Genomic DNA, 24440 nt, shown 5'->3' with positions numbered 1-24440 from the left:
GGCAAAGCCGCTCCCGGGTCCGGGAGCGGCTTTTTCGGTGCCTGACCCCTGCGTGTTGTGTTTGACCTGCACGAATACTGGCCGGTAACGTGCTGGCAGCATCAATGGTGATGCCCATCACACAGAAGCGGGTCCTCGTGGCAGCAACAGCAGATACAAGCACGGCCGGCGCTGGCAGGGACGCGCTGCCGGTAGCGGTGATCGGTGCCGGTCCAAGCGGGCTGGCGGCCATGCGGGCCGTCTCCAAACGCGGACTAGACGTCGTGGGTTTCGAAGCGCACAAGGACGTCGGCGGGTTGTGGAATATCGCCAACCCGGACAGCACTGTTTACGAGTCCGCGCACCTCATCTCGTCGCGTACCACCACGGAGTTTGCCGAGTTTCCCATGCCCGGGGGCACACCGGACTATCCGGGACACCGGCACCTGCTCCGGTACTTCCGGAACTATGCCGCACACTTTGGGCTGACCGGGCGGATTCGGTTTGGCACGCGGGTAACCGCCGCGGTCCCAACGGACGACGGCGGATGGCAGCTCAGCTGGCAGGGACCCGACGGTGCGGGCAGTGGACAGTTTGGCGCCGTCGTGGTGGCATCGGGAACCCTGCACACCCCGTACCTTCCCTCATTTGCGGGGGAGTTTACCGGAGAGATCAGGCACTCGGCCCGGTACAAGGACGCAGCGGAACTGGCGGGGAAACGGGTACTCATCGTAGGTGCCGGAAACAGCGGCTGCGACATAGCGGTTGACGCCGTGCACCACGCGGCGGCCGTGGACATCAGCGTGCGCCGCGGATACTACTTCGTGCCGAAGTATGTTTTCGGCCGGCCCACGGACACCCTGAACCAGGGCAAACCCCTGCCCCGGCCGCTGAAGCAGTTCCTGGACAAGCGGCTGCTGCGCATGTTTACCGGGGACCCGGCACGTTTCGGCTTCCCGAAACCCGACTACCGGATCTACGAGTCCCATCCGGTGGTTAACTCGCTCATCCTGCACCACCTCGGCCACGGCGACCTGTCCGTGAAACCGGACATTGAGCGGCTGGAAGGTTCCACCGTCCATTTTCGGGACGGGACGCAGGGGCAGTATGACCTCCTGCTGTGCGCCACCGGCTATGTGCTCAGCTATCCGTTCCTTTCCCGGGACCTGCTCGGCTGGGCGGGAGCTTCGCCGCAGCTTTACCTGAACATCTTCAGCCGGCAGGCGAGGAACCTGATGGTGGTGGGGATGGTGGAAGCATCCGGGCTGGGCTGGGAAGGCAGATACCGCCAGGCTGAGCTGGTGGCCGCCTACCTCGCCGCACAGCAGGACAATCCAACCGCGGCTGCCGCCTTCGACGCCGCCGTGCGGGGACCGTCTCCGGATGTCACCGGCGGTTACCGGTACCTGGGGTTGGACCGGATGAGCTACTACGTGAACAAGGACGCCTACCGGGCTGAGCTGGAGGCCCACCTCTCCCGGTTTGCGGGCACTTCCGCCCACGCTGACCGGGGGCCGGTGGAGGTGCAGCAGTGATGTCCATTGACGACGTCGTTCTCAATTTCTCGCCCGGCTCACTGGTGATCCTCAATATTGTCCTCGCCGTCATCATCCTGGGCATCGCCCTGGAAGTGCGGCCGGCGGATTTCCGCACCGTGGCACGGAGCCCCGCAGCGATTCTGCTGGGGATTGGCGCGCAGTACGTGCTTCTGCCCGCGGTGACCGTGGGTATTGCACTGGCACTGCAGGTCCCCGCCTCAATCGCCCTGGGCATGATCCTGGTGGCCTGCTGTCCGCCGGGCGGAATCTCGAACGTGCTGACCCATCGGGCGCACGGCGATGTTGCGCTCTCCGCCTCCATGACTGCCGTGTCCAACCTCGTAGCGATCATCGTCATGCCGCTCAACGTGGCGTTCTGGGCTGCGCTGAGCCCGTCCACGAACTCGCTCATGCGCGACTTTTCGCTGGACCGCGGCGGCATGCTGGTTCAGGTGCTGTTGATTATCGGCCTGCCGTTCGCGCTGGGCATGCCGCTGGCCCGGCGTTACCCCGCGCTCACGGACAGGCTGCGGCCGTGGGTGCAGCGGATCGGGCTGATAGCCCTGCTGGCGTTCATCGTGGCCGGCACCGCCAGCAACCTGGAGCCGCTGAAGGAGCATCTGGGAACCATCTTCCTGGTGGTTGCGCTGCACGACGCCGTGGCCCTGGCAGTGGGGTACTGGGCGGCCGCCGCCGTTCGGCTGGACGAAGCCAGCCGGCGCGCCGTCACCTTTGAAGTGGGAGCCCGGAACACCGGGCTGGGCCTGGGGCTGACCCTGACGTTCTTCTCGGGGCTGGGCGGGATGGCCATGGTTGCCGCCTGGTGGGGGATCTGGGACATCCTGGCCGGACTGGCACTGGCTGCGTGGTGGCGCCGGCGGGATGCCCGGAAGGCCGCAGCGTCACAGGAGGCCGCGCTGTGACCCGGGTCTGCGTGACCGGGGGCAACGGGTTCCTCGGCAGCGCCGTCGTATCCCGCCTGGCCGCGGACCCCGGCGTCAGCTACGTCCTGAGCCTGGACCTGCGGGAGCCTGACCCCGAGCGGGAGATTGACGGCGTCGAATACGCACTGGGGGACATCAACGCACCGTACCTGGACACTCTCCTGGCGGATCACCGCATTGACACGGTGGTGCATCTGGCGGCGATCGTGAATCCCGGCCGGGACACCACCAGGGAACAGGAGTACCAGGTGGATGTCATCGGTTCGAGGAACGTGCTCTCCGCATGCGTTCGGTCCGGGGTGAAGCACGTGGTTATCTCATCGTCCGGTGCCGCCTACGGCTACCACCCGGATAACGCGCCCTGGCTCAAAGAGACCGACCCCCTGCGCGGCAACGACGAGTTTGCCTATTCCCGGCACAAGCGGCTGGTCGAAGAGGAACTGGCCAGGCTGCGCACCGAGCATCCGGAACTGCGGCAGACCATTTTCCGCATCGGCACCATCCTGGGGGCACGGGTGCGGAACCAGATCACTGCCCTCTTCGACGCCGGGCGGCTGCTGCGGGTGGCCGGCAGCGAGTCACCGTTTGTCTTTATCTGGGACCAGGACGTGGCTGATGCCATGGCCCAGGCCGTGGTGACCGGGCGCACCGGAGTCTTCAACGTAGCCGGTGACGGAGCCCTGACGGTCCGCGAGATCGCGGCGCTGACGGGCAAACGGACAATCACGGTACCTGCTCCGCTCCTCGCGGCGGCACTGTGGGCGGGACAGAAGCTCGGGCTGACGGTGCATGGACCGGAGCAGCTGCGGTTCCTGCGCTACCGGCCGGTGCTGGACAACACGGCACTCAAGGGAGAATTCGGGTTTACGCCCAGCCGTACCAGCCGGGAAGCGTTCCTCGAGTTCCGGAAGGCAAGGGACGCTGAACGCGTCCGGCAGGGATGACGACGCCGCTGCCGGCCGGGCGCTCCGGGTGCCTGCGGCCGGCAGCGGCACGTGACAACCCCGCGGCGGGCACCGCCGTCGGGCGCTGCCTGTTGTAAAGTGGAGAAATGACCGCTTTGCTCAACCTTAGATAGCCGCGTTTGCAGACAAACGCGGCAGCCCCTTGCATCTGACGAGGGGCTTTTGTGTGTCTGGGGAAGAGTTCTAAGCGCACGCGGAGCCGGCGGCATGCCGGAGGCCGCGCATCACCAGGATTTCTTGAGGACAGAGGCGAAGCATAGTGAGCACGCAGTCACAGACTGACCAGTCGGAAGAGGCCGTATACAGTTTCGCGGCCATGGAGAAGAAGTGGCCGGCTGTCTGGGACGACCTTGGCGTTTTCACCCCGGCCGACGACGGCTCGAAGGAACGCCGCTACGTCCTGGACATGTTCCCCTACCCGTCCGGTGACCTGCACATGGGCCACGCTGAAGCGTTCGCGATGGGCGACGTCGTTGCCCGGTACTGGCGCCAGCTCGGCTTTGACGTGCTGCACCCGATCGGCTGGGACTCCTTCGGCCTGCCCGCCGAAAACGCCGCGATCAAGCACAACGCCCACCCCAGCGAGTGGACCTACCGCAACATCGACACCCAGGCCGGTTCCTTCAAGCGGTATGCCATCAGCGTTGACTGGTCCCGTCGCCTGCACACCTCCGACCCTGAGTACTACCGCTGGACCCAGTGGCTGTTCACCCGTTTCTACGACCGCGGGCTTGCCTACCGCAAGAACTCCCCGGTCAACTGGTGCCCGAAGGACCAGACCGTGCTGGCCAACGAGCAGGTTGTCAACGGCGCCTGCGAACGCTGCGGCACCCAGGTCACCAAGAAGGCCCTGAACCAGTGGTACTTCAAGATCACCGACTACGCTGACCGGCTGCTGGATGACATGGACCAGCTCAAGGGCCACTGGCCGGAGCGCGTGCTGGCCATGCAGAAGAATTGGATCGGCCGCTCCGAGGGTGCCCACGTCCGGTTCGCCATCGAGGCAGCCGGCAACAAGCTCGAAGAACAGGTCACCGTCTTCACCACCCGCCCGGACACCCTGTACGGAGCAACGTTCTTCGTCGTGGCCGCAGATGCACCGCTGGCACTGGACCTGGTGGACGACGAGCACCGCGACGCACTCCTGCAGTACCGCGAGGACGTCAAGGCGCTCTCAGACATCGAACGCCAGGCAACTGACCGCACCAAGACAGGTGTCTTCACCGGCCGCTACGCGGTCAACCCGCTCAACGGCGAGAAGCTGCCGGTCTGGGCAGCCGACTACGTGCTGGCCGACTACGGGACCGGCGCCATCATGGCCGTGCCCGCGCACGACCAGCGGGACCTGGACTTTGCCCGCACCTTCGACCTGCCCGTCCGCGCGGTACTGGACACCGGCGAAGAGGACCCGTCAGTTTCCGGCACCGCCACCACCGGTGAAGGAACCCTGGTGAACTCCGGTGAGCTCAGCGGCCTGCCGAAGTCCGAGGCCATTCCCGCAGCTGTCCGCATCCTGGAGGAAAAGGGCACGGGCGAGAAGTTCGTGAACTTCCGCCTGCGGGACTGGCTGCTCTCCCGCCAGCGTTTCTGGGGCACCCCGATCCCCATCATCCACTGCGAAGAGTGCGGCGAAGTTCCGGTTCCCGATGACCAGCTGCCGGTCACCCTGCCCACCGGGCTGAAGGGTGAGGCCCTGGCCCCGAAGGGCACGTCCCCGCTGGCCTCGGTGGAAGAGTGGGTCAACGTTCCCTGCCCGTCCTGCGACGGCCCGGCCAAGCGTGACACGGACACCATGGACACCTTCGTGGACTCCTCCTGGTACTTCATGCGCTTCGTTTCGCCGCACTTCACCGAGGGTCCGTTCGACCCGGAGGCAGTCCGGAACTGGATGCCCGTTGGCCAGTACGTTGGCGGCGTCGAGCACGCGATCCTGCACCTGCTCTACTCCCGGTTCTTCACCAAGGTGGTCAAGGACATGGGCCTGATCGAGGCCGATGAGCCGTTCAGCGCCCTGCTGAACCAGGGCCAGGTCCTCAACGGCGGCAAGGCAATGTCCAAGTCGCTGGGCAACGGCGTGGACCTGGGGGAGCAGCTGGACAAGTACGGCGTCGACGCCGTGCGCCTCACCATGGTCTTCGCCTCCCCGCCGGAAGACGACGTGGACTGGGCGGATGTCTCGCCGTCGGGCTCCGCCAAGTTCCTGGCCCGCGCCTGGCGCCTCGGCCAGGACGTAGCCTCCGAACCGGGCGCCGACGCCGCCGCGGGGGACAAGAAGCTGCGTTCAGTAACGCACCGCACCATTGCCGACGCCGCTGAACTGCTGGATGCCGGCAAGTTCAACGTGGTGATCGCCAAGCTGATGGAACTGGTCAACGCCACCCGCAAAACCATTGACTCCGGCGCCGGTGCAGCGGACCCGGCAGTCCGCGAAGCAGCCGAAACCGTGGCCGTGATCCTCAGCCTCTTCGCCCCGTACACGGCCGAAGATCTCTGGAATGCGCTGGGCCACCCGGCCTCGGTTGCCAACGCAGGCTGGCCGGCGGTTGATCCGTCGCTCCTGGTCCAGGACACCGTTACCGCGATTGTCCAGGTCAAGGGCAAGGTCCGCGACCGCCTGGAAGTTCCGGCAGACATCACTGAAGACGCACTGCGCGAACTGGCACTGGCTTCGGAGCAGGTGCAGAAGACGCTCGACGGCGCCGGCATCCGCACCATCATTGTGAAGGCGCCCAAGCTCGTGAACATCGTGCCTGCCTAACCGTGATGGACTGGGCGGCGCTGCGCGGACGGTGGTTCCGTTCCCGGGAAACCGGGGGCGCTGAACCTGCATCCCGTCCGCGCGTCGCCGTCGTCACGGACTCATCCTGCTCCCTGCCCGAACAGTGGACGGAAACGCCTGCGCTGGCGTCGCTGGTGCGGGTTGTTTCCATGCCGGTGATGATCGGGGACCAGATCTACGGCGAGGGCACCGACAAGATGATCGGCGCCCTCGCACTGGCCCTTGCGCAGGGCCAGGAAGTCCGCACCTCCCGGCCGGCTCCCGGAGCGTTCGAGGCTGTCTACGCCGAGCTGGCGGCCGCCGGGTTCGAGGCGGTGGTATCGGTTCATCTGTCCTCCCGGCTCTCCGGAACCGTTGACTCCGCCCGCCTGGCAGCCCGCTCGGCAGCCATACCCGTCCAGGTGGTGGATACGGCGTCCGTAGCCATGGGGCTCGGTTATGCGGTGCAGGCGGCCGCCCGCGAGTCCCTGGACGGAGCGGGAGCGGACGACGTCGCTGCTGCCGCCCGCGCCAGTGCCGCGGCCGCCCACATCCTCTTCTACGTCCCCAGCCTCGATCAGCTGCGCCGCGGGGGACGGATCGGTGCTGCCGCCGGCTGGTTCGGAACGCTCTTTGCGGTCAAGCCCATCCTCGCCATCCAAGACGGACTGGTTGTTCCCCTGGAACGCGTCCGAACCGCGCCGAAGGCCCTCGCCCGGCTCCAGGAGCTCTCCCGCGAAGAACTGGCCCGGCGGTCCGGGCCGGTGCGCGTTGCGGTGCACCACTTCGGCAACGAAGCTGAAGCCGAACGTTTGGCTGCCGCCGTGATCCATGAAGTGCCCGACGCTGAAGTGATGCTCTGTCCGCTGCCTGCCGTGCTCGCCGCGCACGCCGGTCTGGGCGTGCTGGCCGTTGCCATTGCACCGAGCAAGCCAGCCGGACCGGCGCTGGGCGCCGGGACCGGCACGGGTCCTGCTACCGTCCGGGCACCGGGTATCCCTGGCAAGATTCGGGGTACCGGACCGGCCGGAGGCTCGGGCCCTGCCGGCGGTGCCGGCCCGGGCGGAGATGCTGGCGCAGGTGAAGAGGCTGCTCCCGGTGGACGCGTGGGGGGACCCGGCACCGACGGCCAGCCGACAAACTCCCTCGCGGACCCTGACCGGGACATCGACTAACCCGGGCCAAGTCTTCCTGCACAACACGGCAGCTCAGCCCGGCGCTTCACATCGTTCGCGAACGGGAATCCGCGCTTCCGGCCCGGCCGTAGGCTCCCCATCATGGCCAATCACCGCTGGGATACAGAACCACCCGCCGCGCTGCCGTCCCGGCTTGCTGTGCGTCGTCTGGCCGCGGGGCAGCCGAACCGCCAACAGCGGTCACGATCGCCGTATCAAGACGACTTCCTGGGCTCCCGGGAGGAGGACGCCTGGGCGCTCCCCGGACGGGACGGCTCCGCTGCCCATGTTGGCGATGCCGGTGCTGCGGGAGCCGAACCTGGCGACGAGGGCTTTGACGACGGCTTCGACGACGCCGGGCGTCCGGAAGCCCGGCGCCCCCGGCGGCGGTGGGGCTTCCCGCTGCGTGCCGGAATACTGGCAGCCTGTCTTATGCTTGCAGCCGCTGTTGCCGTGCCGCTGCTGCGCGACCGGGGGCCGGTGCTCGCCGTGGAACTGGACTCCAGTCCGGCAGCGGAAGCCACGGCGGAGGGGGCACCGGCCGGGAGCGGGCATCCGGACAACGAAGCGTCCCCAACGGCGGTAGAACCTACCGCAGCCGGGAACCCGGGATCGCCGGAGGAACGGGCCGGCGCTAACGGGCTCCACGCGGGAGCGGCAGGCGGCGAGCTTGTGGTGCACGTTGCCGGAGCCGTCGCAGCACCCGGGCTGGTGCGCATCCCGGCGGGCGCCCGCGTCGCAGACGCCGTCTCCGGCGCCGGAGGGGCCACGGGCGAGGCCGACCTCACCCGGGTGAACCTCGCCGCGCCCATGACGGACGGATCAATGGTCGTGATCCCGGCGAAAGGTGATCCGGCTGTCCCGCTGGGTCCTTCAGGCGCGGTGGGCGCGGAACAGCCAGCCGGAAGTGCCGGGACTTCAGCGGCGGGAACCGGTGGCGGGGAAACAGCGGTAAACCTGAACACCGCCGGCGAGACGGAGCTTCAAACCCTGCCGCGGGTCGGTCCCGTGCTGGCGGCCAGGATCGTTGCCTGGCGTGCCGAGCACGGTCCGTTCCAGCGGCCTGAGGACCTGGATGCCGTGCCGGGAATCGGGGAGGCCATGCTGGCTGCCCTTCTGCCGCTGGTAGCGGTATGACCCCGCTACTCGTGCATCCGGTCCACCGGCGGGTGCCTGGCTCCCGCCGTTCCCACCGCCCCTTCCGTGACCGGGAACAGGCGAATGGGACGTAAGAGCCGGTGGGAGCGCTACACCGCGGCTGCCGTCGCCGGGAGAGCGGCCGGCACCCGCCGTCCGCCAGTCGCCGAGAAGGCTCAGCCGGCCGCCCGGCGTTACAGCGCCTTCTTTGGGCGTGCCCGGTTCCTCCCCGGCCGCCTATGGCCCGCCGGGACGGGCCGGAACACCAGTGCCGGACCTGATGCCAGGACCGTACCTGCCACCCGGAGGGTCTCCGGGACCCGGACCGGGCCCGCGGGCGGCACGGGAATTCGCCCGCATCACGAGTTACGCCTGGTTCCCGTGGCTGTCTGTGCCTGGGCCACCGCCGCCGCGGCGGTACGCCTTCCAGGTGCGGTTACCCTGCTGGCTGCTGCAGCCGGAGGTGCGCTGCTTCTGCTCCTCCTCGTGGTATCGCCGTGGAAGCGTCAATCCCGGTATGGCCGCTCGCTGGCGGCGGCACTGGCACCCCTGGCCGTGCTGGCGCTGGTGGCAAGTTCGGCCGGCTCAGCAGTGGTGTCCCGGCACTCCGGTCCCGCCGGGGCAGCTGTCACCTCCAGCGCTTCCATCACGGGAGAACTGGTGGCCCGCAGTGATGCCCGCCCGGCCGCCGCAGACCGGTTCAGCGGCAAGCCACGGTACCTCCTGGAAGCAGAGCTGAACAGTTTCACCTTGGCAGGTGAACGTTCACCAGCCAACCTGCCGGTCCTGGTAATTGGCGGGGAAGCGTACGCCGGTATCCATCTGGGTGACAGGTTCAGCACCGCAGGAACCCTGAGCGCGTCCGCTCCCGGGGACCGCAGCGCCGCTGTCCTTCGTGTTTCCCGTCCACCGGCTGTCCAATCAGCAGGCGGGCTGCTGGCGCTTGCCACCGATCTGCGGACGGGCTTTGCCAGCCGCGCCGAGGCCATCGGGAACCGGGACGCAGCTGGACTGCTCCCCGGCATGGTCCTGGGAGACAGGTCGGCCGCCCCAGAGGACCTGACCAAGGCCATGCAGGACACCGGGCTCACCCACTTGACTGCGGTATCCGGCGCCAACTGCAGTTACCTCCTCGCCTTCGTGTTCCTCGTTGCCCGCCTCTTCCGGGCCCCCCGGGCAGCCGCGGCAGTGGTGGCCGTTGTGGTGCTGGCCGGTTTTGTCCTGGTGGTCCGGCCGGACGCAAGCGTGCTGCGGGCGGCGGTCATGGGATCGATCGGTACTGCCGCAGTGCTCACCGGACGGGGGAAGGTGCCTGCAGCACTCCTGTGCCTGTGCGCAGTGATTCTCCTTGTCGCGGATCCCTGGCTCAGCGGCAGCTACGCCTTCATTCTGTCGGTGTCGGCGACGGCTGGACTGATCTTCCTGGGGCCGCGGCTGACTGCGGGCCTGGGCCGTTTCCTCCCGCAGCCGCTGGCCGTACTCACCGCCGTTCCCCTAGCGGCGCAGGTTGCCTGCTCTCCGGTGCTTATCCTGCTGCAGCCGAACCTGCCCGCTTACTCCCTGCCGGCCAACATAGCTGCGGCGCCTGCCGTTCCCTTTGTCACCATCGCCGGCATGGCAGCGGCAGTGCTCGGGCAGGTGGCACCGGCGCTGGCCTTACCCCTGATGCTTTCCGCCGGCGTGGGTGCCGGATGGGTGGCAGGTGTTGCTCGGTTCTTTGCCGACGCGCCGGGAGCACTGCTGCCCTGGCTTCCGGGTCCAGCGGGTGCAGCCGCCATGGCGGCTGCCGCGGCTCTGCTGACGCTCGGCGTGATGCGGCTGGGGCGTGTGAAGGGCTCTGGGGGTGCAACCGCGCCCACCCACGGGCAGGGACACCGTCAGATTCGGTCTCCGAGGACACATCCCGCCGCCCGCAGGAGCGGCAGGGTGCGTGGCTCCCGGCCGGTGGTCCGGCTGGGCGCGGTGCTGGCCGGGGCAGCCCTTGCGGCTGTCCTGGCGGCAGCTGCCCTCCGTCTCGTTCCGCAGGACGCGGCGGGCCGGGCGTGGATCGCCGCGGCATGTGACGTGGGCCAGGGAGACGCACTGGCAGTACGGACGGGGCCGGAGTCTGCAGTCGTGATCGACGCCGGCCCGGACCCGCCTGCTTTGGATGCGTGTTTGGACCGGTTACGGATCCGGACGGTCGATCTGCTCGTCATCACCCATGCCCACGCGGACCACTACGCCGGGGCCGCTGCAGCCGGTGACGGCAGGATGGTGGATTCGCTCGCTTTCTCCTCCGCCGAGCCCGGCCTGCCCGCGGAAATCTCGGAACTTGCCCGCGGGCTCGGCGTCCAACCCCAGCGCCTGGCTAAGGGCGGACACGGCCAGCACGGGGGAGTGCGGTGGGACGTTCTCTGGCCGCCTGCCGAAGCTTCCCCTGGGGCAACCGGGAACGGACCCCCGGCCGGACTGACCGAAAATGACGCCAGCGCCGTCCTGCTCGTGCGGACTGAAGGAATAAACCTGCTGTTCACCGGGGACCTGGAAGAAGACGCTGCCCGGCAGATGCTGCGGTCCAGTCCTGAATTGCGGTTGGAAACCGTGCACGTTCTCAAGGTGGCGCACCACGGCGCACGCAACTCCGGAGCGGTGCTGCCGGCAGAGCTGCGGCCGCCGCTCGCGCTGATCTCCGTGGGGAAGGAGAACACCTACGGACATCCCGCACCTGAAACGCTGAAGAACCTTGAACAGGCAGGCTCGCGAATCGCCCGAACGGATCAGCTGGGTAGCTTTGTCCTGCACCTCAAGGACGGCAGCCTGCTGGTGAGCGGACTGGATGCCGGGTTCTGACGATTTCCTGGCTAGTGGCAGAACGTGCTGGTCCGCTCACACGGCGGGGCTGGACAGGATGGTCCGCAGGTCCGCCATTGCCGCAGTGAAGTCCTTCGCACTGGCCTGCACCTTGGCGGCCGCGCCCAGCCACCCGCCTTCCATGACGGAAATCGCGGCGTAGGCAGCATTCGCTGCGAGGGACGCCTCGTAGGCGGGGTCGCCGTCGATGCTCGAGTACTGCGGATTGGCGGCCAGCCAGTCCCGGACTGTGGTCATGAACTGGGCACAGGCATCCACCAGGGTGGTGGTTCCGGCATCACGGGCAGCAGGCTGTTTGCCGGCAAGTTCCGCCCGCAGCGTGGCCACCTCCGGGTCGGTGCTCTCCAACGACGCACAAATAAGCGCGAACGTGCCCGCCGGGGTGTCCCTGCCATGCTTTGACAGAACATCGTAAGCGGCTTCCGGCGGCAGGACGTTCATTGGCCGGCCGACAATGGCCGCATTCCTCGAGGGGAAGTAGTTGAAGAACGTGCTCCGGGAAATCACTGCCTCTTCGCAGATCTCATCCACCGTGACGGCCTCAAACCCGCGTTCCAGGGCGCCCCGGACCGCGGCCAGTTCAATGCGGTTCTCTGTGTCCCGGCGCTTGCGCTCTCGGAGCCCGGGTGCACGGCCGGAGTCTTCCGTGTCCTCGGGAACCGGTATACAGGGGACGCTTTCCTGCCGTGAGGCATCATTCACTCCGACCACGCTCCGCAGGGCGTCGGCTGCGGAGAGGCAGGCTGCCAGCGGCTCGGGCAGGTCGCGCAGCGGAATGCTCCACCACTGCGAAGCCGCGTACAGGGCCGCATATCCGGACGTGACCGCAAGAACTGCTTCGGTCCGCGGGTCACCGGGAAGCCGGGCATGCTGAGGATTGGCCCGAAGCCAGCCTTCAACAGCGTCACTGAGGCTGTTCTGGACCCCAATGAGGCCGGAGGAATACTGGCTCATGGCTGCGGGCTGCTCGGTGATCAGCCGGGTCCGGTCCCGCAGGACATCGGCGTCGGCGGTCCGGTGGGCGAGGCTGGGAACCTGCAGTTCCAGCAGTCCCCGGACCAGGTCTTCGGCATGCCGCGAGAAAATTGGGTGCGTCACCTCGGGGCCAGGCACCGTCAGTGGCTTGCCGATGATCGCAGCGTCCCGGGACTGGAAATGGTTGAAGAACGTACTCCGGGAAATATCGGCCCGGGAACAGATCATTTCAACCGTCACGCGTTCAAAGCCCTGTTCCAGCGCGGCGCTCACGGCGGCACGCGCTACTACGGACGGCGGCTGCCGGCGGGAGGGCTTGCGCCGGGAGGGGGTACCCTCTTCTGCGGCCACGAAATCACTCTCCTTAGGCGTATGCCTCCGCAACACTAGCGGCACCCGCCGGTGCACACAAACTTGACCGGAGCCGTCGCCGCTGCCCGCTGCCGGCATGGTCAGTCCATCCTGATCGTCCGCCGCAGCCGCATCTCCTGTGGCAAAAACGACGACGGCGGGAGTTGGCCGGCCGGGCCCATCATGGCAATGTTGGGGGTGATTGATTCCGTGTTTATCTTCCCAGGAGCAGTGCATCCGTGAATCCGGCCGTGCCAAAGAAAACTTCCGCTAAGCCGGCGGCAGGTACTGTCTCCTGGCGGCAGGCCGCGCCGGCTCCCGTAGTGCTGCTGACGGGGCCGGAGGAGTACCTTGCCGGTCGGGCGATGGAGAACATCCGGCTGCAGCAGCGCAGCCAGGCTCCGGACACAGAAGTCATCCGGATCGACGCCGCTGCCTATACCGCCGGGGAACTGACACTCATTGCCAGCCCGTCCCTCTTTGGCGAGGCCAAGCTGATCGAAGCGGCGAACCTGGCCCACATGAGCGAGGAGTTCCTGAACGATACGCTGGCCTACCTGTTGGACCCGGCCCCGGACACGGTGCTGGTCCTGCATCATGGAGGAGGAAACCGGGGCAAGAAACTGCTGGACGCCGTCAAGTCCTCCAAGGCGCCGGTGGTTGACTGCCAGCCGTTCAAGAAGGACGCCGACAAAGCTGATTTTGTCTCCCAGGAGTTCAAGGCAGCCAAGCGCCGGATCGACGGCGGAGCGGTCCGTGCGCTGGTCAGCGCCGTGGGGTCCAGCCTGGCGGAACTCGCGTCCGCCTGCCAGCAGCTGATGAACGACAACTCCGGCGAAGTTACCGAAGAAACTGTCGAAAAATACTATGGCGGGCGGGTCGAAGCAACAGCCTTCAAGGTAGCGGACGCGGCACTGGCCGGCCGGGCGGGCGCGGCGCTCTCAATGCTGCGGCACGCCCTGGCCACTGGAGTGGACCCGGTTCCGCTGGTGGCCGCGCTGGCCATGAAAGTACGGGGCGTGGCCCGGGTGGCGGACCTCCGCGGCTCGTCCGCGTCGCTGGCCAAGGAACTGGGGATGGCTCCCTGGCAGGTTGACCAGGCACGCCGGGACGCGCAGCGGTTCTCCTCCGAATCCCTGGTGAAGGCCGTGCAGGTCCTCGCCGAGGCGGACGCGCAAGTTAAGGGCGCCGGCCGTGACCCGGTGTATGCGGTGGAGCGGGCCGTAACCGTGATTGCACTGGCAGCCTCCGGGCGCTAGGTACGCACCCCCGCAGTGTCCGGCTGGCTGAGGCCGCCGGCACATCTGCATGGGGCCTTAACCCAAAAACGGCCGGTCCCGAAGGACCAGCCGTTTCTGCGTAAAACTCAGGGTGTTGCTTCCGCTTAGAGCGCGTTGACCTTCTTGGAGATGGCCGACTTGCGGTTAGCAGCGTTGTTCTTGTGGATAACGCCCTTGCTGACAGCCTTGTCCAGCTTGCGGGTAGCAGCCTGCAGGGCTGCCTGAGCCGCTTCCTTGTCAGCAGCGGTGACAGCGTTATCCACGTTGCGGATAAGCGTCTTCAGCTCGGACTTCACCGAGTTGTTGCGCTGACGCGCCTTCTCGTTGGTGAGGATGCGCTTCTTCTGGGACTTAATATTGGCCACTTATAAACTCTCTTTGTATTGCGGACTTGGTCGGTGAGGGAATTTCAGACCAGACATTGACTGAGCGGCGTGGGGATACCGTAATGGCGCCCGGCCTGAAGTGCCCGTCGACCTGCGCGGACACACAGCAATAAATGTTAGCAGAACTTCGCGGGCAGTGCGGAACCCGGCACGCTTCCGGGCCCGGTCAGCCGCGAAGAGCGGAGAGCCGGTCCGCCACACGTTCGAAGACGGCGCGGTCCACTACAGCACCCTGGCGCCGGACGTCGGCTGGGTCCAGGGTGATGATGCGGTCCAGTTTTACTTCACTGGGACGGCCCTTGCTGTCCCAGGCGCCGGAACCAATGTCCAGATAGGCCGGATCCGATCCACGGGAGTTGTTCCGGTCCCTCGTGGTCAGCATCAGGCCCAGCAGGCGGGGGCCGCTGCGCCCAATCAGCAGTACCGGGCGGTCCTTGCCCTGGGAAGGATCCTCTTCGTACGGGACCCAGGCCCAGACAACTTCACCGGGGTCCGGGGCTCCGTCCGGCCTGGGGGCATAGACGGGCTGAATGCGTCCGGTGTAGTCACCGGGATAGCCGGCAGTCCGGGACGTGCGCGCCGAAGACGTCCCTGCAGCAACCGTCCCCGGAGCCGAAAACCGCGGGTCCGGCGTCCGGCTGGTCTTGGACGGGGCCCGGCGGGGAGCCTTCGCAGGTGGCGCGGCCAGGTGCCGGGCCGCATGCAGGGCCGTCCGGACAAGGCTGAGCAGGTTGCGGGAAGAAAAAGCCATGCGGACATCCTAGGCCCGGCAACTGCCGGGCCGCTGCGCAGCGTCCGGCCAGTGTCAGCCGCGGACAGTTCGGGTCCGGCGGGGTAAACGTGGGAGACTGTTAACTTAGAAACCAGTCCAACTTCGTTCAATCCCTGCGTGCGAGCGGCGCTTCGGAATGCGATCGCGCATCCGGCACGGCGCCGAAGCCATGCAAACAGTAAAGGAACCGCCACAGTGTCACCTCTGGCCCGCTTCTCACCGGTGCCTGCCGCGACGGATCCGGCGATCATTCGGAATTTCTGCATCATCGCCCACATCGACCATGGCAAGTCCACCCTGGCTGACCGCATGCTCCAGCTCACCGGCGTAGTCCAGCAGCGGGACATGAAGGCCCAGTACCTGGACCGCATGGACATTGAGCGCGAACGCGGAATCACCATCAAGTCCCAGGCTGTACGCATGCCGTGGGAACTCGAGAACACCTCCTACGCCCTGAACATGATCGACACCCCGGGCCACGTCGACTTCACCTATGAAGTCTCCCGCTCCCTGGCAGCCTGCGAAGGAGCAGTGCTGCTGGTGGATGCCGCTCAGGGGATCGAAGCGCAGACCCTTGCCAACCTCTATCTGGCGATGGAAAACGACCTGACCATCATCCCGGTCCTCAACAAGATCGACCTGCCGGCAGCGCAGCCGGAGAAGTACGCCGAGGAGCTCGCCCATCTGATCGGCGGTGACCCTGCGGACGTCCTGAAGGTCTCCGGAAAGACCGGTGTGGGCGTCGAAGCCCTGCTGGACCAGATCGTCCGTGACATTCCGGCCCCGGTGGGCGATCCCAACGCACCGGCACGTGCCATGATCTTCGACTCCGTCTATGACACCTACCGCGGCGTGGTCACCTACGTCCGCGTGGTGGACGGCAAGCTCTCCCCGCGCGAACGCGTGCAGATGATGTCCACCCGCGCGAGCCACGAACTCCTTGAAATCGGCGTCAGCTCGCCCGAACCTACGCCTTCCAAGGGCCTCGGCGTCGGCGAGGTGGGTTACCTGATCACCGGTGTGAAGGACGTCCGCCTGTCCAAGGTGGGGGACACCGTCACCAATCTGGCAAAGCCCGCCGCCGAATCACTGCCCGGTTACGCCGATGCCAAGCCCATGGTCTTCTCCGGCCTGTACCCGATCGACGGCGCCGACTACCCGGTACTGCGTGACGCGCTGGAAAAGCTGATGCTCAACGACGCCGCGCTGGTGTACGAACCCGAAACCTCGGCCGCCCTCGGTTTCGGTTTCCGCGTGGGCTTCCTGGGACTGCTGCACCTCGAAATCACGCGTGAACGGCTCGAGCGCGAATACAACCTGGACCTCATCTCCACCGCACCCAACGTTGAGTACGAGGTGACGCTTGAGGACAACAAGGTGGTCACCGTGACCAACCCCAGCGAGTACCCCGAAGGCAAAATCAAAGAGGTCCGCGAGCCGATGGTTGCGGCCACCATCCTGGCACCCAGCGAGTTCGTGGGGGCCATCATGGAACTGTGCCAGACCCGCCGCGGTGTCCTGGGCGGCATGGACTACCTCTCCGAAGACCGGGTGGAAATCCGGTACCGCCTGCCGCTGGCCGAGATTGTCTTCGATTTCTTCGACGTGCTGAAGTCCAAGACCCGCGGCTACGCCTCCCTGGACTGGAAGGCCGACGGCGAGCAGGTCTCCGATCTGGTCAAGGTGGACATCCTGCTGCAGGGCGAGCAGGTGGACGCCTTCAGCTCCATTACCCATAAGGACAAGGCCTACGCCTACGGCGTCATGATGACCGGGAAGCTGCGGGAACTGATTCCCCGGCAGCAGTTCGAGGTTCCCATCCAGGCCGCCATCGGCTCCCGCATCATTGCCCGCGAATCCATCCGCGCCATCCGCAAGGACGTGCTTGCCAAGTGCTACGGCGGCGACATCAGCCGTAAGCGCAAGCTGCTGGAAAAGCAGAAGGAAGGCAAGAAGCGCATGAAGATGGTTGGCCGCGTGGAAGTCCCGCAGGAAGCCTTCGTGGCTGCCCTGTCCTCCGACGAGTCCAAGGACAAATCCAAGAAGTGACACCCAGCGCACTGCCCCTCGGGGATCCCGCGCCAAAGGACGGACTTCTCCCGTCCGACGCGGCAGCGGCGGCTGCAGAGCGGAAATTCGGGCTGTACGTCCACATTCCGTTCTGCGCCGTACGCTGCGGCTACTGCGACTTCAACACCTACACCGCTACCGAACTGGGGGGAGGTGCCTCGCAGGACGCCTACGCGGCCACAGCCGCGCAGGAGGTGCGTTTCGCTGCCGGGGCGCTGACGGCGTCGGGCCTTCCCGAACGCCCCATTGAGACTGTCTTCTTCGGCGGTGGAACCCCAACCCTGCTGCCCGCCGAAGACCTGGCCGCCATCCTGGGCACAGCCGTACAGCAGTGGGGTCTGGCACCAGGCGCGGAAGTTACCACTGAGGCCAACCCCGACTCGGTGACCCCGGAATCGCTGCAGCTTCTTGCCGATGCCGGCTTCACCCGCGTGTCCTTTGGCATGCAGTCCGCCGTGCCGCACGTCCTGGCGGTCCTGGACCGCACCCATACGCCTTCCCTGGTGCCTCAGGCGGTGCAGTGGGCGCGGGATGCCGGACTGAAAGTCAGCGTCGACCTGATCTACGGCACGCCCGGGGAGTCCCTGGCGGACTGGAAGCACTCGGTCGAGGAAGCCCTGAGCTACGAACCCGACCACATTTCCGCTTACGCGCTGATCGTGGAGGAGGGGACCAAGCTGGCCGCGCGCATGCGCCGCGGCGAAGTCCCGCCTATCGACGACGACGACCACGCGGACAAGTACCTGCTGGCCGACGAGCTGTTCACGGCTGCCGGGCTCAACTGGTACGAGGTCAGCAACTGGGCGCGCACGCCGAAGGATGCCTGCCGGCACAACCTGGCCTACTGGCGCAGCGATGACTGGTGGGGGATCGGACCCGGGGCGCACTCCCACGTTGGCGGTGTCCGCTGGTGGAACGCCAAGCACCCCACGGCCTACGCCCAGCGCATCGCGGCGGGGGAGTCACCCGCCGTCGGGCGCGAGACCCTGGACGCGGACACCCGCTACCTCGAAGACGTCATGCTGCGCACCCGGCTGGCCGAAGGCCTGCCGCGGGAACTGCTCCGCCCGGAGGGACGGCACGAGATCGCCGGCCTGATTGCGGACGGCCTGGTTGAACCGAAGGCCGCCATCGCGGGAACCGTGCTGCTCACGCTTCGGGGCCGGCTGCTGGCCGACGCCGTGGTGCGGCGCCTGCTCCCGTAGACCGTGCACAGAACCAAAAGACCCGCCGGCCCCCATGGGGCGGCGGGTCTTTCGCGTGGGGCCGGAAGCGTCAGCGCTGACGTGTCAGCGGAAACGGCGCAGGTTGAAACGGTAGCGGTAAGGCCGGCCGCGGTTGCATTCGATTCCGGCGATCACCGAGTACACGGCCACAACAATCCAGATGAGTGCATTCAGGATGGCGAAATACCCGCCGACCACCGGAATGAAGGAAAGCAGCCAGGCAACGAGGGCCAGGATGGTGGGGGGCAGCGTGAAGTTCAGCGCTTCCTTGGACTCCTGGGCCGTGAACGGCCCCCGGTCACGGAACACCAGATAGATGATGAGGGAAGGAACAAAACCCAGGATCCCGCCAAAATGGGAAAGGGTTGCCCACTGGCGGTCTTCCGACGCGGTCAGGGGAAGGGCGTTGGCCGGGGCACCCTGGTAGTCCGGGCGCGCCGGCGAACCGCTGTTAGCCGGCTGCGGGTGGTTCGGGCGTGGGTTGGACACGGTGGCTTTTCCTTTAACTCTCAGATGACGCAGGGATCGCCCCCCGCGGGTACCTGTTGTTAGACAAGGGTACTGGCTTCAGCGGCCGGAGCAGGCACCGGGGCCCCGCGTGCCGTGCCGCCGGCGGGCGCGCCAGGTTTCCGGCGCAGTCCTACGGAACGGTGAGGAAGTCGATGACTTCCTCCACCCGGCCCAGCAGTGACGGCTCCAAATCGGCGTAGGTGCGGACCGAACCCAGGAGCTTCTTCCAGCCCACGGCGACGTCGGTGTGATCGCGGTGCGGCCAGCCAAGCCCCTTGAGGATTCCGGTCTTCCAGTCTTCATGCCGGGGCACCACGGGCCATTCAGCCAGTCCGATGACGTGGGGCTTAATGGCCTGCCAGACGTCCACGTACGGGTGCCCGACAATGAGCACGTTCCCGGCAGCTCCGGGCACCCTCATGGCTTCAGCCGCTATGCGGGATTCCTTGGACCCGGACACCAGATGGTCTACGAGGATCCCGAGCCGCCTCCCGGGTCCGGGAGAGAACTCCCGCACGGCACCGGCAAGGTCGTCCACGCCGTGGAGGGGTTCGACGACGATGCCTTCAATCCGCAGGTCGTCACCCCAGACCTTTTCCACCAGTTCCGCGTCGTGTTTGCCCTCAACCCAGATACGGCTGGCCCGGGCCGTTCGCGCACGGACGTTCGCCACGGCGACAGAGCCTGACGCCGTACGCCGGGCAACGGGGGCCTGGGCCTGAACGGCCGGGACAACTTCAACGGGTTCGCCTTCCAGGAGGAAGCCGAAGCCCAGCTCAAAGGACCGGGTACGCCCGCGGTAATCTTCCAGCACCACCAGGTGCATGCCGCCGGATTTCTCGGTGCGGATCACCGCGCCTACCCACCCGGTCTGGACTTCCTCCAGCACCATGTCCTTCTCGGCACCCACCTGCCGCAGGGCCTTACGGGCCGGGGCCGTGATGTCCTGCGGACCCCACTCGTAGCTGGGCATGAATCCTCGTTCCTGACGACGCGCGAAGGGCCTGCGGTGGCGGCAGGCACGCAGGAATCAATGCTAGCAACGGGAGCGGATGGTATTAGACTTAGCACTTAGGGACACCGAGTGCTAAGTCTGGCCTGAGAACAGCTGCCAGCGGAAAGCCAGTCAGCGAAGGAGGAAACCATTGAGCGAACCACGCCGGCTCGAGGTGCTCCGGGCCATCGTCGAAGACTACGTCCACTCGCGTGAACCGGTCGGCTCAAAGGCCTTGGTTGAACGCCACCACCTCGGGGTTTCCTCCGCAACCATCCGCAATGACATGGCTGTCCTCGAAGAAGAGGGCCTGATCGTTGCGCCGCACACGTCCGCAGGGCGCATCCCCACGGACAAGGGCTACCGCCTGTTCGTGGACCAGCTTTCGGACCTCAAGCCGCTTTCCGCGGCTGAACGCCGTGCCATCCAGACACTCCTGGAGGGTGCGGAGGACATCGATGACATTCTGGACCGCACGGTGCGTCTCCTCTCCCAGCTGACCAACCAGGTCGCCGTCGTTCAGTATCCGCACCTGGGCAATGCCAAGGTGCGGCACATCGAATTCGTCCTGCTGGCACCGGCGCAGGTGCTGGTAGTCCTGATCTCCACGACGGGCCGGGTGGAACAGCGGGTCATCACCGCCCCCGCTCCCGTAACCGAACAGGACCTGCACGAACTGCGCCAGCATTTCCTCCAGGCACTGGCCGGAACCACTCTGACCCGGATCACTTCCCATCTCGCGGATACGCTGGCCACCGTGCCGGCGCACCTGCGCGGCACCGCTGCCGCGCTGGGACGGGCACTTGAACAGCTGGCCGGCATCAACCGTGAGGACCGCATGGTGATGGCCGGCACTGCGAACCTGGCCCGGGCCACCGGTGACTTCCCGCTGACCATCGGCCCCATCCTGGAGGCCCTCGAAGAGCAGGTGGTCATGCTCCGGCTGCTCTCCGAGATGGAACAGGATGCCAGGGGCGTTTCGGTGCGGATCGGATCCGAGAATCCGTACGGTTCCCTGTCCGAGGCATCCGTCGTAGCCACTGGGTACGGGCCGGACGCGTCCGCTATGGTTGGAATCCTCGGTCCCACCCGGATGGACTACCCCAACACCATGGCAGCGGTCCGAGCCGTTGCCCGCTACCTTTCCCGGGTCCTGAACAACTGACCCACCAGACCGGCAGGCGCGCCGAACGGTGCCCTGCGGAAGACTAACCACCCCCGAGGCGGGGTACGCAATACAGGAAGCGATGTGCACGAGTGAGTGATCACTACCAGGTACTCGGCGTGAGCCGGGATGCCACCGGCGAGGAAATCAAGAAGGCCTACCGCAAGCTGGCCCGCAAACTGCATCCGGACGTGAATACCGCCCCCGGAGCTGCGGACGAGTTCAAAGCCGTGACCCATGCCTACGAGGTCCTCTCCGACCCGCAGAAGCGCCGGGTCTACGACACCACCGGCCAGGAAAACGGCACGGACAACGGGTTTGGCGGCGCCGGCTTCGGCGGCCAGGGCTTCGGCTTCCAGGACATCTTCGACACCTTCTTTGGCGGCGGAGCCCCCGGCGGGGGACGGGGCCCGGCATCGCGCACCCGGCGCGGCCAGGATGCGCTGATCAACGTCCGGATCGACCTGAAGGATGCCGTCTTCGGCACCAACAAGAAAATCGACGTCGAAACCGCTGTCCTCTGCCCCACCTGTGAGGGCTCCTGCTGCCAGCCCGGAACCTCGCCCCGCACCTGCGACATCTGCCACGGCAGCGGCCAGGTCCAGCGTGCCGTGCGTTCAATCCTCGGCCAGGTCATGACCACCGCGCCCTGCGGCTCGTGCCAGGGATTCGGTACCGTCATCCCGGACCCGTGCCACGAATGTGCCGGGGAAGGACGCGTCCGCAGCCGCCGCACCCTGACCATCAAGGTTCCCGCCGGCGTCGGAACCGGCACCAGGATCCAGCTCAGCGGACAGGGTGAAGCCGGAACTGCCGGCGGACCGCAGGGTGACCTGTACGTCGAAATCCGGGTCAACGCGGATCCCGTGTTCATGCGCGACGGCGATGACCTGCACGCAACGCTGACGGTGCCGATGACGGCGGCCGCACTGGGCACCGTCATCACCATGGACACCTTTGACGGTGAACGTGAGATCAACATCAAGGCCGGCACCCAGTCCGGTGAAGTCACTACGCTCAAGGGTCTTGGCGTGACCCACCTGCGCGGTTACGGCCGCGGTGACCTGATGGTGCACGTCCAGGTGGAGACCCCGCAGAAGCTCGACGCCGCGCAGGAGGAACTGCTGCGCCGGCTCGCGGAACTGCGCGGAGAGGAATTCGCCGAAGGGCGGGTCAGCGGCAGCAGCAACAGCGGTGTCTTCGCCAAGCTGCGCGACCGCCTCGGCAACCACTAGGCGCCGGAGCCCACGGTGACCAACCCCATCTTCTTCGGCGATCCCGAACTCGTTGCTGCCGCGGCACCGGGGAGCGTCTTCGCGCTCACCGGCCCTGAGGCGCGGCATGCAGTGGCAGTCAAGCGGCTCTCACCGGGAGAAGACGTGGATATTGTCGACGGCGCCGGAACCCGCCTGCGCGGAACCGTACGGTCCGCCGAGCCGGGATTGCTGGAAGTCGATGTCCGGGACGTAGCGGTTGAATCAGGCCAGGACTGCGAGATCACGCTTGTCCAGGCACTGGCCAAGGGCGACCGGGACGAGCAGGCGATCGAGGCCGCAACCGAACTTGGCGTGGACGCAGTCCTTCCCTGGCAGTCCGAGCGCAGCATCGTGCGGTGGCGTGCTGACAGGGCGGCCAAGGGCCAGGCCAAGTGGCGCGCCGTAGTGACCTCGGCGGCCAAGCAGTCCCGCAGGTCCCGGATTCCGCAGGTGCGCGATGTCGCCGACAGCAAGGCCCTTGCTGCGGTCCTGGCGGGGACCGATTTGGTCCTGGTGCTTCACGAGGAAGCCGACGTTCCACTGGCAGCTGCCGTTGAACTCGCGCTGGCACGGTCCGTGGGAACCGGCCTGGAGGCTGGAATCCGGTCCATCGCCGTCGTGGTGGGGCCGGAGGGTGGAATCAGCCCGGCTGAACTCCAGGCCTTGCGGAACGCCGGTGCGGTTGCGGTTCGGCTGGGTCCGCATGTGCTGCGTTCCTCGAGTGCGGGCCCTGCTGCCCTGGTGCTGCTGAACCACCTGCTGGGCCGCTGGAACTGAGCACGGCCCGGGCGGACTAAGGTCCTTCCCGGGTCAGCTGCTGAATTTGGGCTCTCCGAGGCCGGAGAGCCTAGTAGACCGTGAAGCGCTTCGAATCCTCGTTCTCGCCCTCGCCGTGGAACACGCGCAGGCTGTACTCACCGGGGTCCAGGTCGATCTGGATGTCGAACATCGCCGTCTCGCCGGATGCGGCATCCAGCCGGATCTCACCGGATTTCAGGGCGGACGTCTCAGGCCGCCCGTTGACTACCCGCTCCACGCTCCAGAACAGCGGCTCATCGCGCTCCACGGCGGAGCCGGTGACCGTCACGGAAGCCTCGGTGCCGTCTCCCGCCTGCGGGCTGATGATCCAGATCGGCGCGGGCATAGACTTGTCCCGCGTGAGGTCCCCTTCCAGGTCCTCATGGCCGAACGCCTTGTAACCGGCCTTGCCGTCCACGAGTACGGCAACACTTGCGTTGTAACCGGCAGTAGTCAGGCCCGCATTCGCGGCTGCGGCGGTTGCCGTATACACCAGCTGCTGGACCGCGCGGTGGGCCATGCCGGCATCCAGAGACGGCTTAAAGGCATCCGCGGAGATGTCCACTGTGATGACGTTCTTGCTGGAGATCGAGGCAGTGACCCTGGAGGCCGGGGCCCACGGCGTGAAGTAGTCATCATCCGACGGCGTCGCGGTAGTCATGGTCATCACCGCTTCCCCAATGGGGTCGCCCGTGTTCTTCGACGGAAGGAACTCACGGTACAGCTGGACATCGGACCCGTTCAGGCCCAGCCAGTAGACCGGCATCACTACCTTTGATTCCGTGGCTTCCGCAGGTGCGGAAACAGCCATCGGGTGTCCCTCGGGGGAAGTCGCGGCGCTGAAGGAGCTGGGCATGCTGGTGGTGGGCAGTTCCGCAACCACGCCGCATGAACCCAGAAGCAGCGGCGCTGCCGCCGCGGCCAGCAGGAGGCGGAAACGTGCGGAGCGGCGAGTTCGCTGCTCGGTCATGACTGTCCCTGCCTTCCATATCCTGTGCCGGCACGAGTCCGGTCGATGCTGTGGGGGTCCGTCCGGGACAGGGGGTCGCGGCCGGAGCATTCCATCAAGCTTGGCACAGCCGCACGGGCCCAAACCGGGGGTTCCGGCCTTCCGGCCGGGACTGATACTTGATTGAGACCCAGACGATGCCAAGCCGAGACAAACGGCGTAATACAGCTCACACAGTCCGTAACTGATCCGCCGATCCGTTCCCTGTAGCGCTACCGGAAGCCGGCGGGGCACGTGCGGGCGCATATCCAGTAGAATTAAGAAGTCTGTGGGCACCATGAACTTCAGCAGACGTACCA

Annotated in this window: 19 protein-coding genes; 13 read left to right on the top strand and 6 right to left on the bottom strand. The window is 66.7% G+C overall.

Annotated elements, in window-relative coordinates:
* The first annotated feature begins 110 nt into the window (after positions 1-110).
* The 7 genes from GD628_RS09335 (at position 111) to GD628_RS09305 (ending at position 11328) form a co-directional block, all read left to right on the top strand.
* Positions 111-1514, top strand: a complete 1404-nt coding sequence (locus GD628_RS09335; RefSeq protein ID WP_152274515.1) for a flavin-containing monooxygenase — start codon at positions 111-113, stop codon at positions 1512-1514.
* Entirely contained in the window at positions 1514-2440 is a 927-nt protein-coding gene (locus tag GD628_RS09330) for a bile acid:sodium symporter family protein (protein ID WP_152274514.1), read from the top strand. Before GD628_RS09335 ends, GD628_RS09330 begins: the two co-directional genes overlap by 1 nt.
* Positions 2437-3405 carry an SDR family oxidoreductase gene (locus GD628_RS09325; protein ID WP_152274513.1) on the top strand — a complete coding sequence of 323 codons (969 nt, stop codon included), beginning with the start codon at positions 2437-2439 and terminating at the stop codon, positions 3403-3405. Before GD628_RS09330 ends, GD628_RS09325 begins: the two co-directional genes overlap by 4 nt.
* 277 nt (positions 3406-3682) lie before the next feature.
* Complete coding sequence (gene leuS, locus GD628_RS09320; protein WP_420837570.1) at positions 3683-6184, top strand: leucine--tRNA ligase; 2502 nt, start codon at positions 3683-3685, stop codon at positions 6182-6184.
* A 5-nt stretch (positions 6185-6189) separates the two neighbouring features.
* Positions 6190-7359 (top strand): DegV family protein, encoded by a 1170-nt coding sequence (locus tag GD628_RS09315; RefSeq protein ID WP_226802455.1) that lies wholly within the window; start codon positions 6190-6192, stop codon positions 7357-7359.
* 102 nt (positions 7360-7461) lie between these two features.
* Complete coding sequence (locus GD628_RS09310; protein WP_152274512.1) at positions 7462-8496, top strand: ComEA family DNA-binding protein; 1035 nt, start codon at positions 7462-7464, stop codon at positions 8494-8496.
* 84 nt (positions 8497-8580) lie between these two features.
* Positions 8581-11328: a ComEC/Rec2 family competence protein gene (locus GD628_RS09305; RefSeq protein ID WP_152274511.1), complete on the top strand. Its 2748-nt coding sequence runs from the start codon at positions 8581-8583 to the stop codon at positions 11326-11328.
* A 36-nt stretch (positions 11329-11364) separates the two neighbouring features.
* Here the strand turns inward: GD628_RS09305 and GD628_RS09300 are convergent, their stop codons facing one another.
* Complete coding sequence (locus GD628_RS09300; RefSeq protein ID WP_193313234.1) at positions 11365-12675, bottom strand: TetR/AcrR family transcriptional regulator; 1311 nt, start codon at positions 12673-12675, stop codon at positions 11365-11367.
* Positions 12676-12926: 251 nt separating this feature from the next.
* Between GD628_RS09300 and holA the strand changes: the two genes are divergently transcribed.
* Entirely contained in the window at positions 12927-13934 is a 1008-nt protein-coding gene (holA, locus tag GD628_RS09295; protein ID WP_226802454.1) for a DNA polymerase III subunit delta, read from the top strand.
* Between the two features lie 125 nt (positions 13935-14059).
* Here holA and rpsT read toward each other — a convergent pair whose 3' ends face one another.
* Positions 14060-14320: a 30S ribosomal protein S20 gene (gene rpsT / locus GD628_RS09290; RefSeq protein WP_055241021.1), complete on the bottom strand. Its 261-nt coding sequence runs from the start codon at positions 14318-14320 to the stop codon at positions 14060-14062.
* A gap of 187 nt (positions 14321-14507) precedes the next feature.
* Entirely contained in the window at positions 14508-15092 is a 585-nt protein-coding gene (locus tag GD628_RS09285; RefSeq protein WP_152274508.1) for a type II toxin-antitoxin system PemK/MazF family toxin, read from the bottom strand.
* 216 nt (positions 15093-15308) lie between these two features.
* On the opposite strand from GD628_RS09285, the gene lepA reads away from it, so the two are divergent.
* Both lepA and hemW read left to right on the top strand, forming a co-directional pair.
* Positions 15309-17162: a translation elongation factor 4 gene (gene lepA, locus GD628_RS09280; protein ID WP_091604656.1), complete on the top strand. Its 1854-nt coding sequence runs from the start codon at positions 15309-15311 to the stop codon at positions 17160-17162.
* Complete coding sequence (hemW, locus tag GD628_RS09275; protein ID WP_152274507.1) at positions 17159-18388, top strand: radical SAM family heme chaperone HemW; 1230 nt, start codon at positions 17159-17161, stop codon at positions 18386-18388. The genes lepA and hemW overlap by 4 nt, the downstream gene beginning before the upstream one ends.
* Positions 18389-18472: 84 nt before the next feature.
* Here hemW and GD628_RS09270 read toward each other — a convergent pair whose 3' ends face one another.
* Positions 18473-18898: a DUF4870 domain-containing protein gene (locus GD628_RS09270; RefSeq protein ID WP_091604663.1), complete on the bottom strand. Its 426-nt coding sequence runs from the start codon at positions 18896-18898 to the stop codon at positions 18473-18475.
* 151 nt (positions 18899-19049) lie between these two features.
* Positions 19050-19892 carry a DUF3097 domain-containing protein gene (locus tag GD628_RS09265; RefSeq protein WP_152274506.1) on the bottom strand — a complete coding sequence of 281 codons (843 nt, stop codon included), beginning with the start codon at positions 19890-19892 and terminating at the stop codon, positions 19050-19052.
* Between the two features lie 172 nt (positions 19893-20064).
* Here GD628_RS09265 and hrcA point away from each other — a divergent pair, with 172 nt between their 5' ends.
* From hrcA to GD628_RS09250, 3 genes are all read left to right on the top strand, one after another.
* Positions 20065-21078: a heat-inducible transcriptional repressor HrcA gene (gene hrcA / locus GD628_RS09260; RefSeq protein WP_152227850.1), complete on the top strand. Its 1014-nt coding sequence runs from the start codon at positions 20065-20067 to the stop codon at positions 21076-21078.
* Between the two features lie 92 nt (positions 21079-21170).
* On the top strand, positions 21171-22313 hold the full coding sequence (dnaJ, locus tag GD628_RS09255) for a molecular chaperone DnaJ (protein WP_152274505.1): 1143 nt from the start codon (positions 21171-21173) through the stop codon (positions 22311-22313).
* A 15-nt stretch (positions 22314-22328) separates the two neighbouring features.
* On the top strand, positions 22329-23111 hold the full coding sequence (locus GD628_RS09250) for a 16S rRNA (uracil(1498)-N(3))-methyltransferase (protein ID WP_152274504.1): 783 nt from the start codon (positions 22329-22331) through the stop codon (positions 23109-23111).
* Between the two features lie 70 nt (positions 23112-23181).
* Here the strand turns inward: GD628_RS09250 and GD628_RS09245 are convergent, their stop codons facing one another.
* On the bottom strand, positions 23182-24102 hold the full coding sequence (locus GD628_RS09245; protein WP_176697579.1) for a GerMN domain-containing protein: 921 nt from the start codon (positions 24100-24102) through the stop codon (positions 23182-23184).
* Positions 24103-24440: the final 338 nt, after the last annotated feature.

Source organism: Arthrobacter koreensis, assembly GCF_009193255.1.
In the GTDB taxonomy this organism is placed as follows: Bacteria; Actinomycetota; Actinomycetes; order Actinomycetales; family Micrococcaceae; genus Arthrobacter_B; species Arthrobacter_B koreensis.
This window is presented reverse-complemented; position numbering and strand designations above follow the sequence as displayed.

Coding starts and splice junctions, on each gene's coding strand:
- GD628_RS09285 (WP_152274508.1), bottom strand. CDS start 15,092: ATGGCTTTTTCTTCCCGCAACCTGCTCAGCCTTGTCCGGACGGCCCTG.
- GD628_RS09310 (WP_152274512.1), top strand. CDS start 7,462: ATGGCCAATCACCGCTGGGATACAGAACCACCCGCCGCGCTGCCGTCC.
- GD628_RS09245 (WP_176697579.1), bottom strand. CDS start 24,102: ATGACCGAGCAGCGAACTCGCCGCTCCGCACGTTTCCGCCTCCTGCTG.
- GD628_RS09305 (WP_152274511.1), top strand. CDS start 8,581: ATGGGACGTAAGAGCCGGTGGGAGCGCTACACCGCGGCTGCCGTCGCC.
- GD628_RS09265 (WP_152274506.1), bottom strand. CDS start 19,892: ATGCCCAGCTACGAGTGGGGTCCGCAGGACATCACGGCCCCGGCCCGT.
- GD628_RS09335 (WP_152274515.1), top strand. CDS start 111: ATGCCCATCACACAGAAGCGGGTCCTCGTGGCAGCAACAGCAGATACA.
- GD628_RS09315 (WP_226802455.1), top strand. CDS start 6,190: ATGGACTGGGCGGCGCTGCGCGGACGGTGGTTCCGTTCCCGGGAAACC.
- GD628_RS09330 (WP_152274514.1), top strand. CDS start 1,514: ATGTCCATTGACGACGTCGTTCTCAATTTCTCGCCCGGCTCACTGGTG.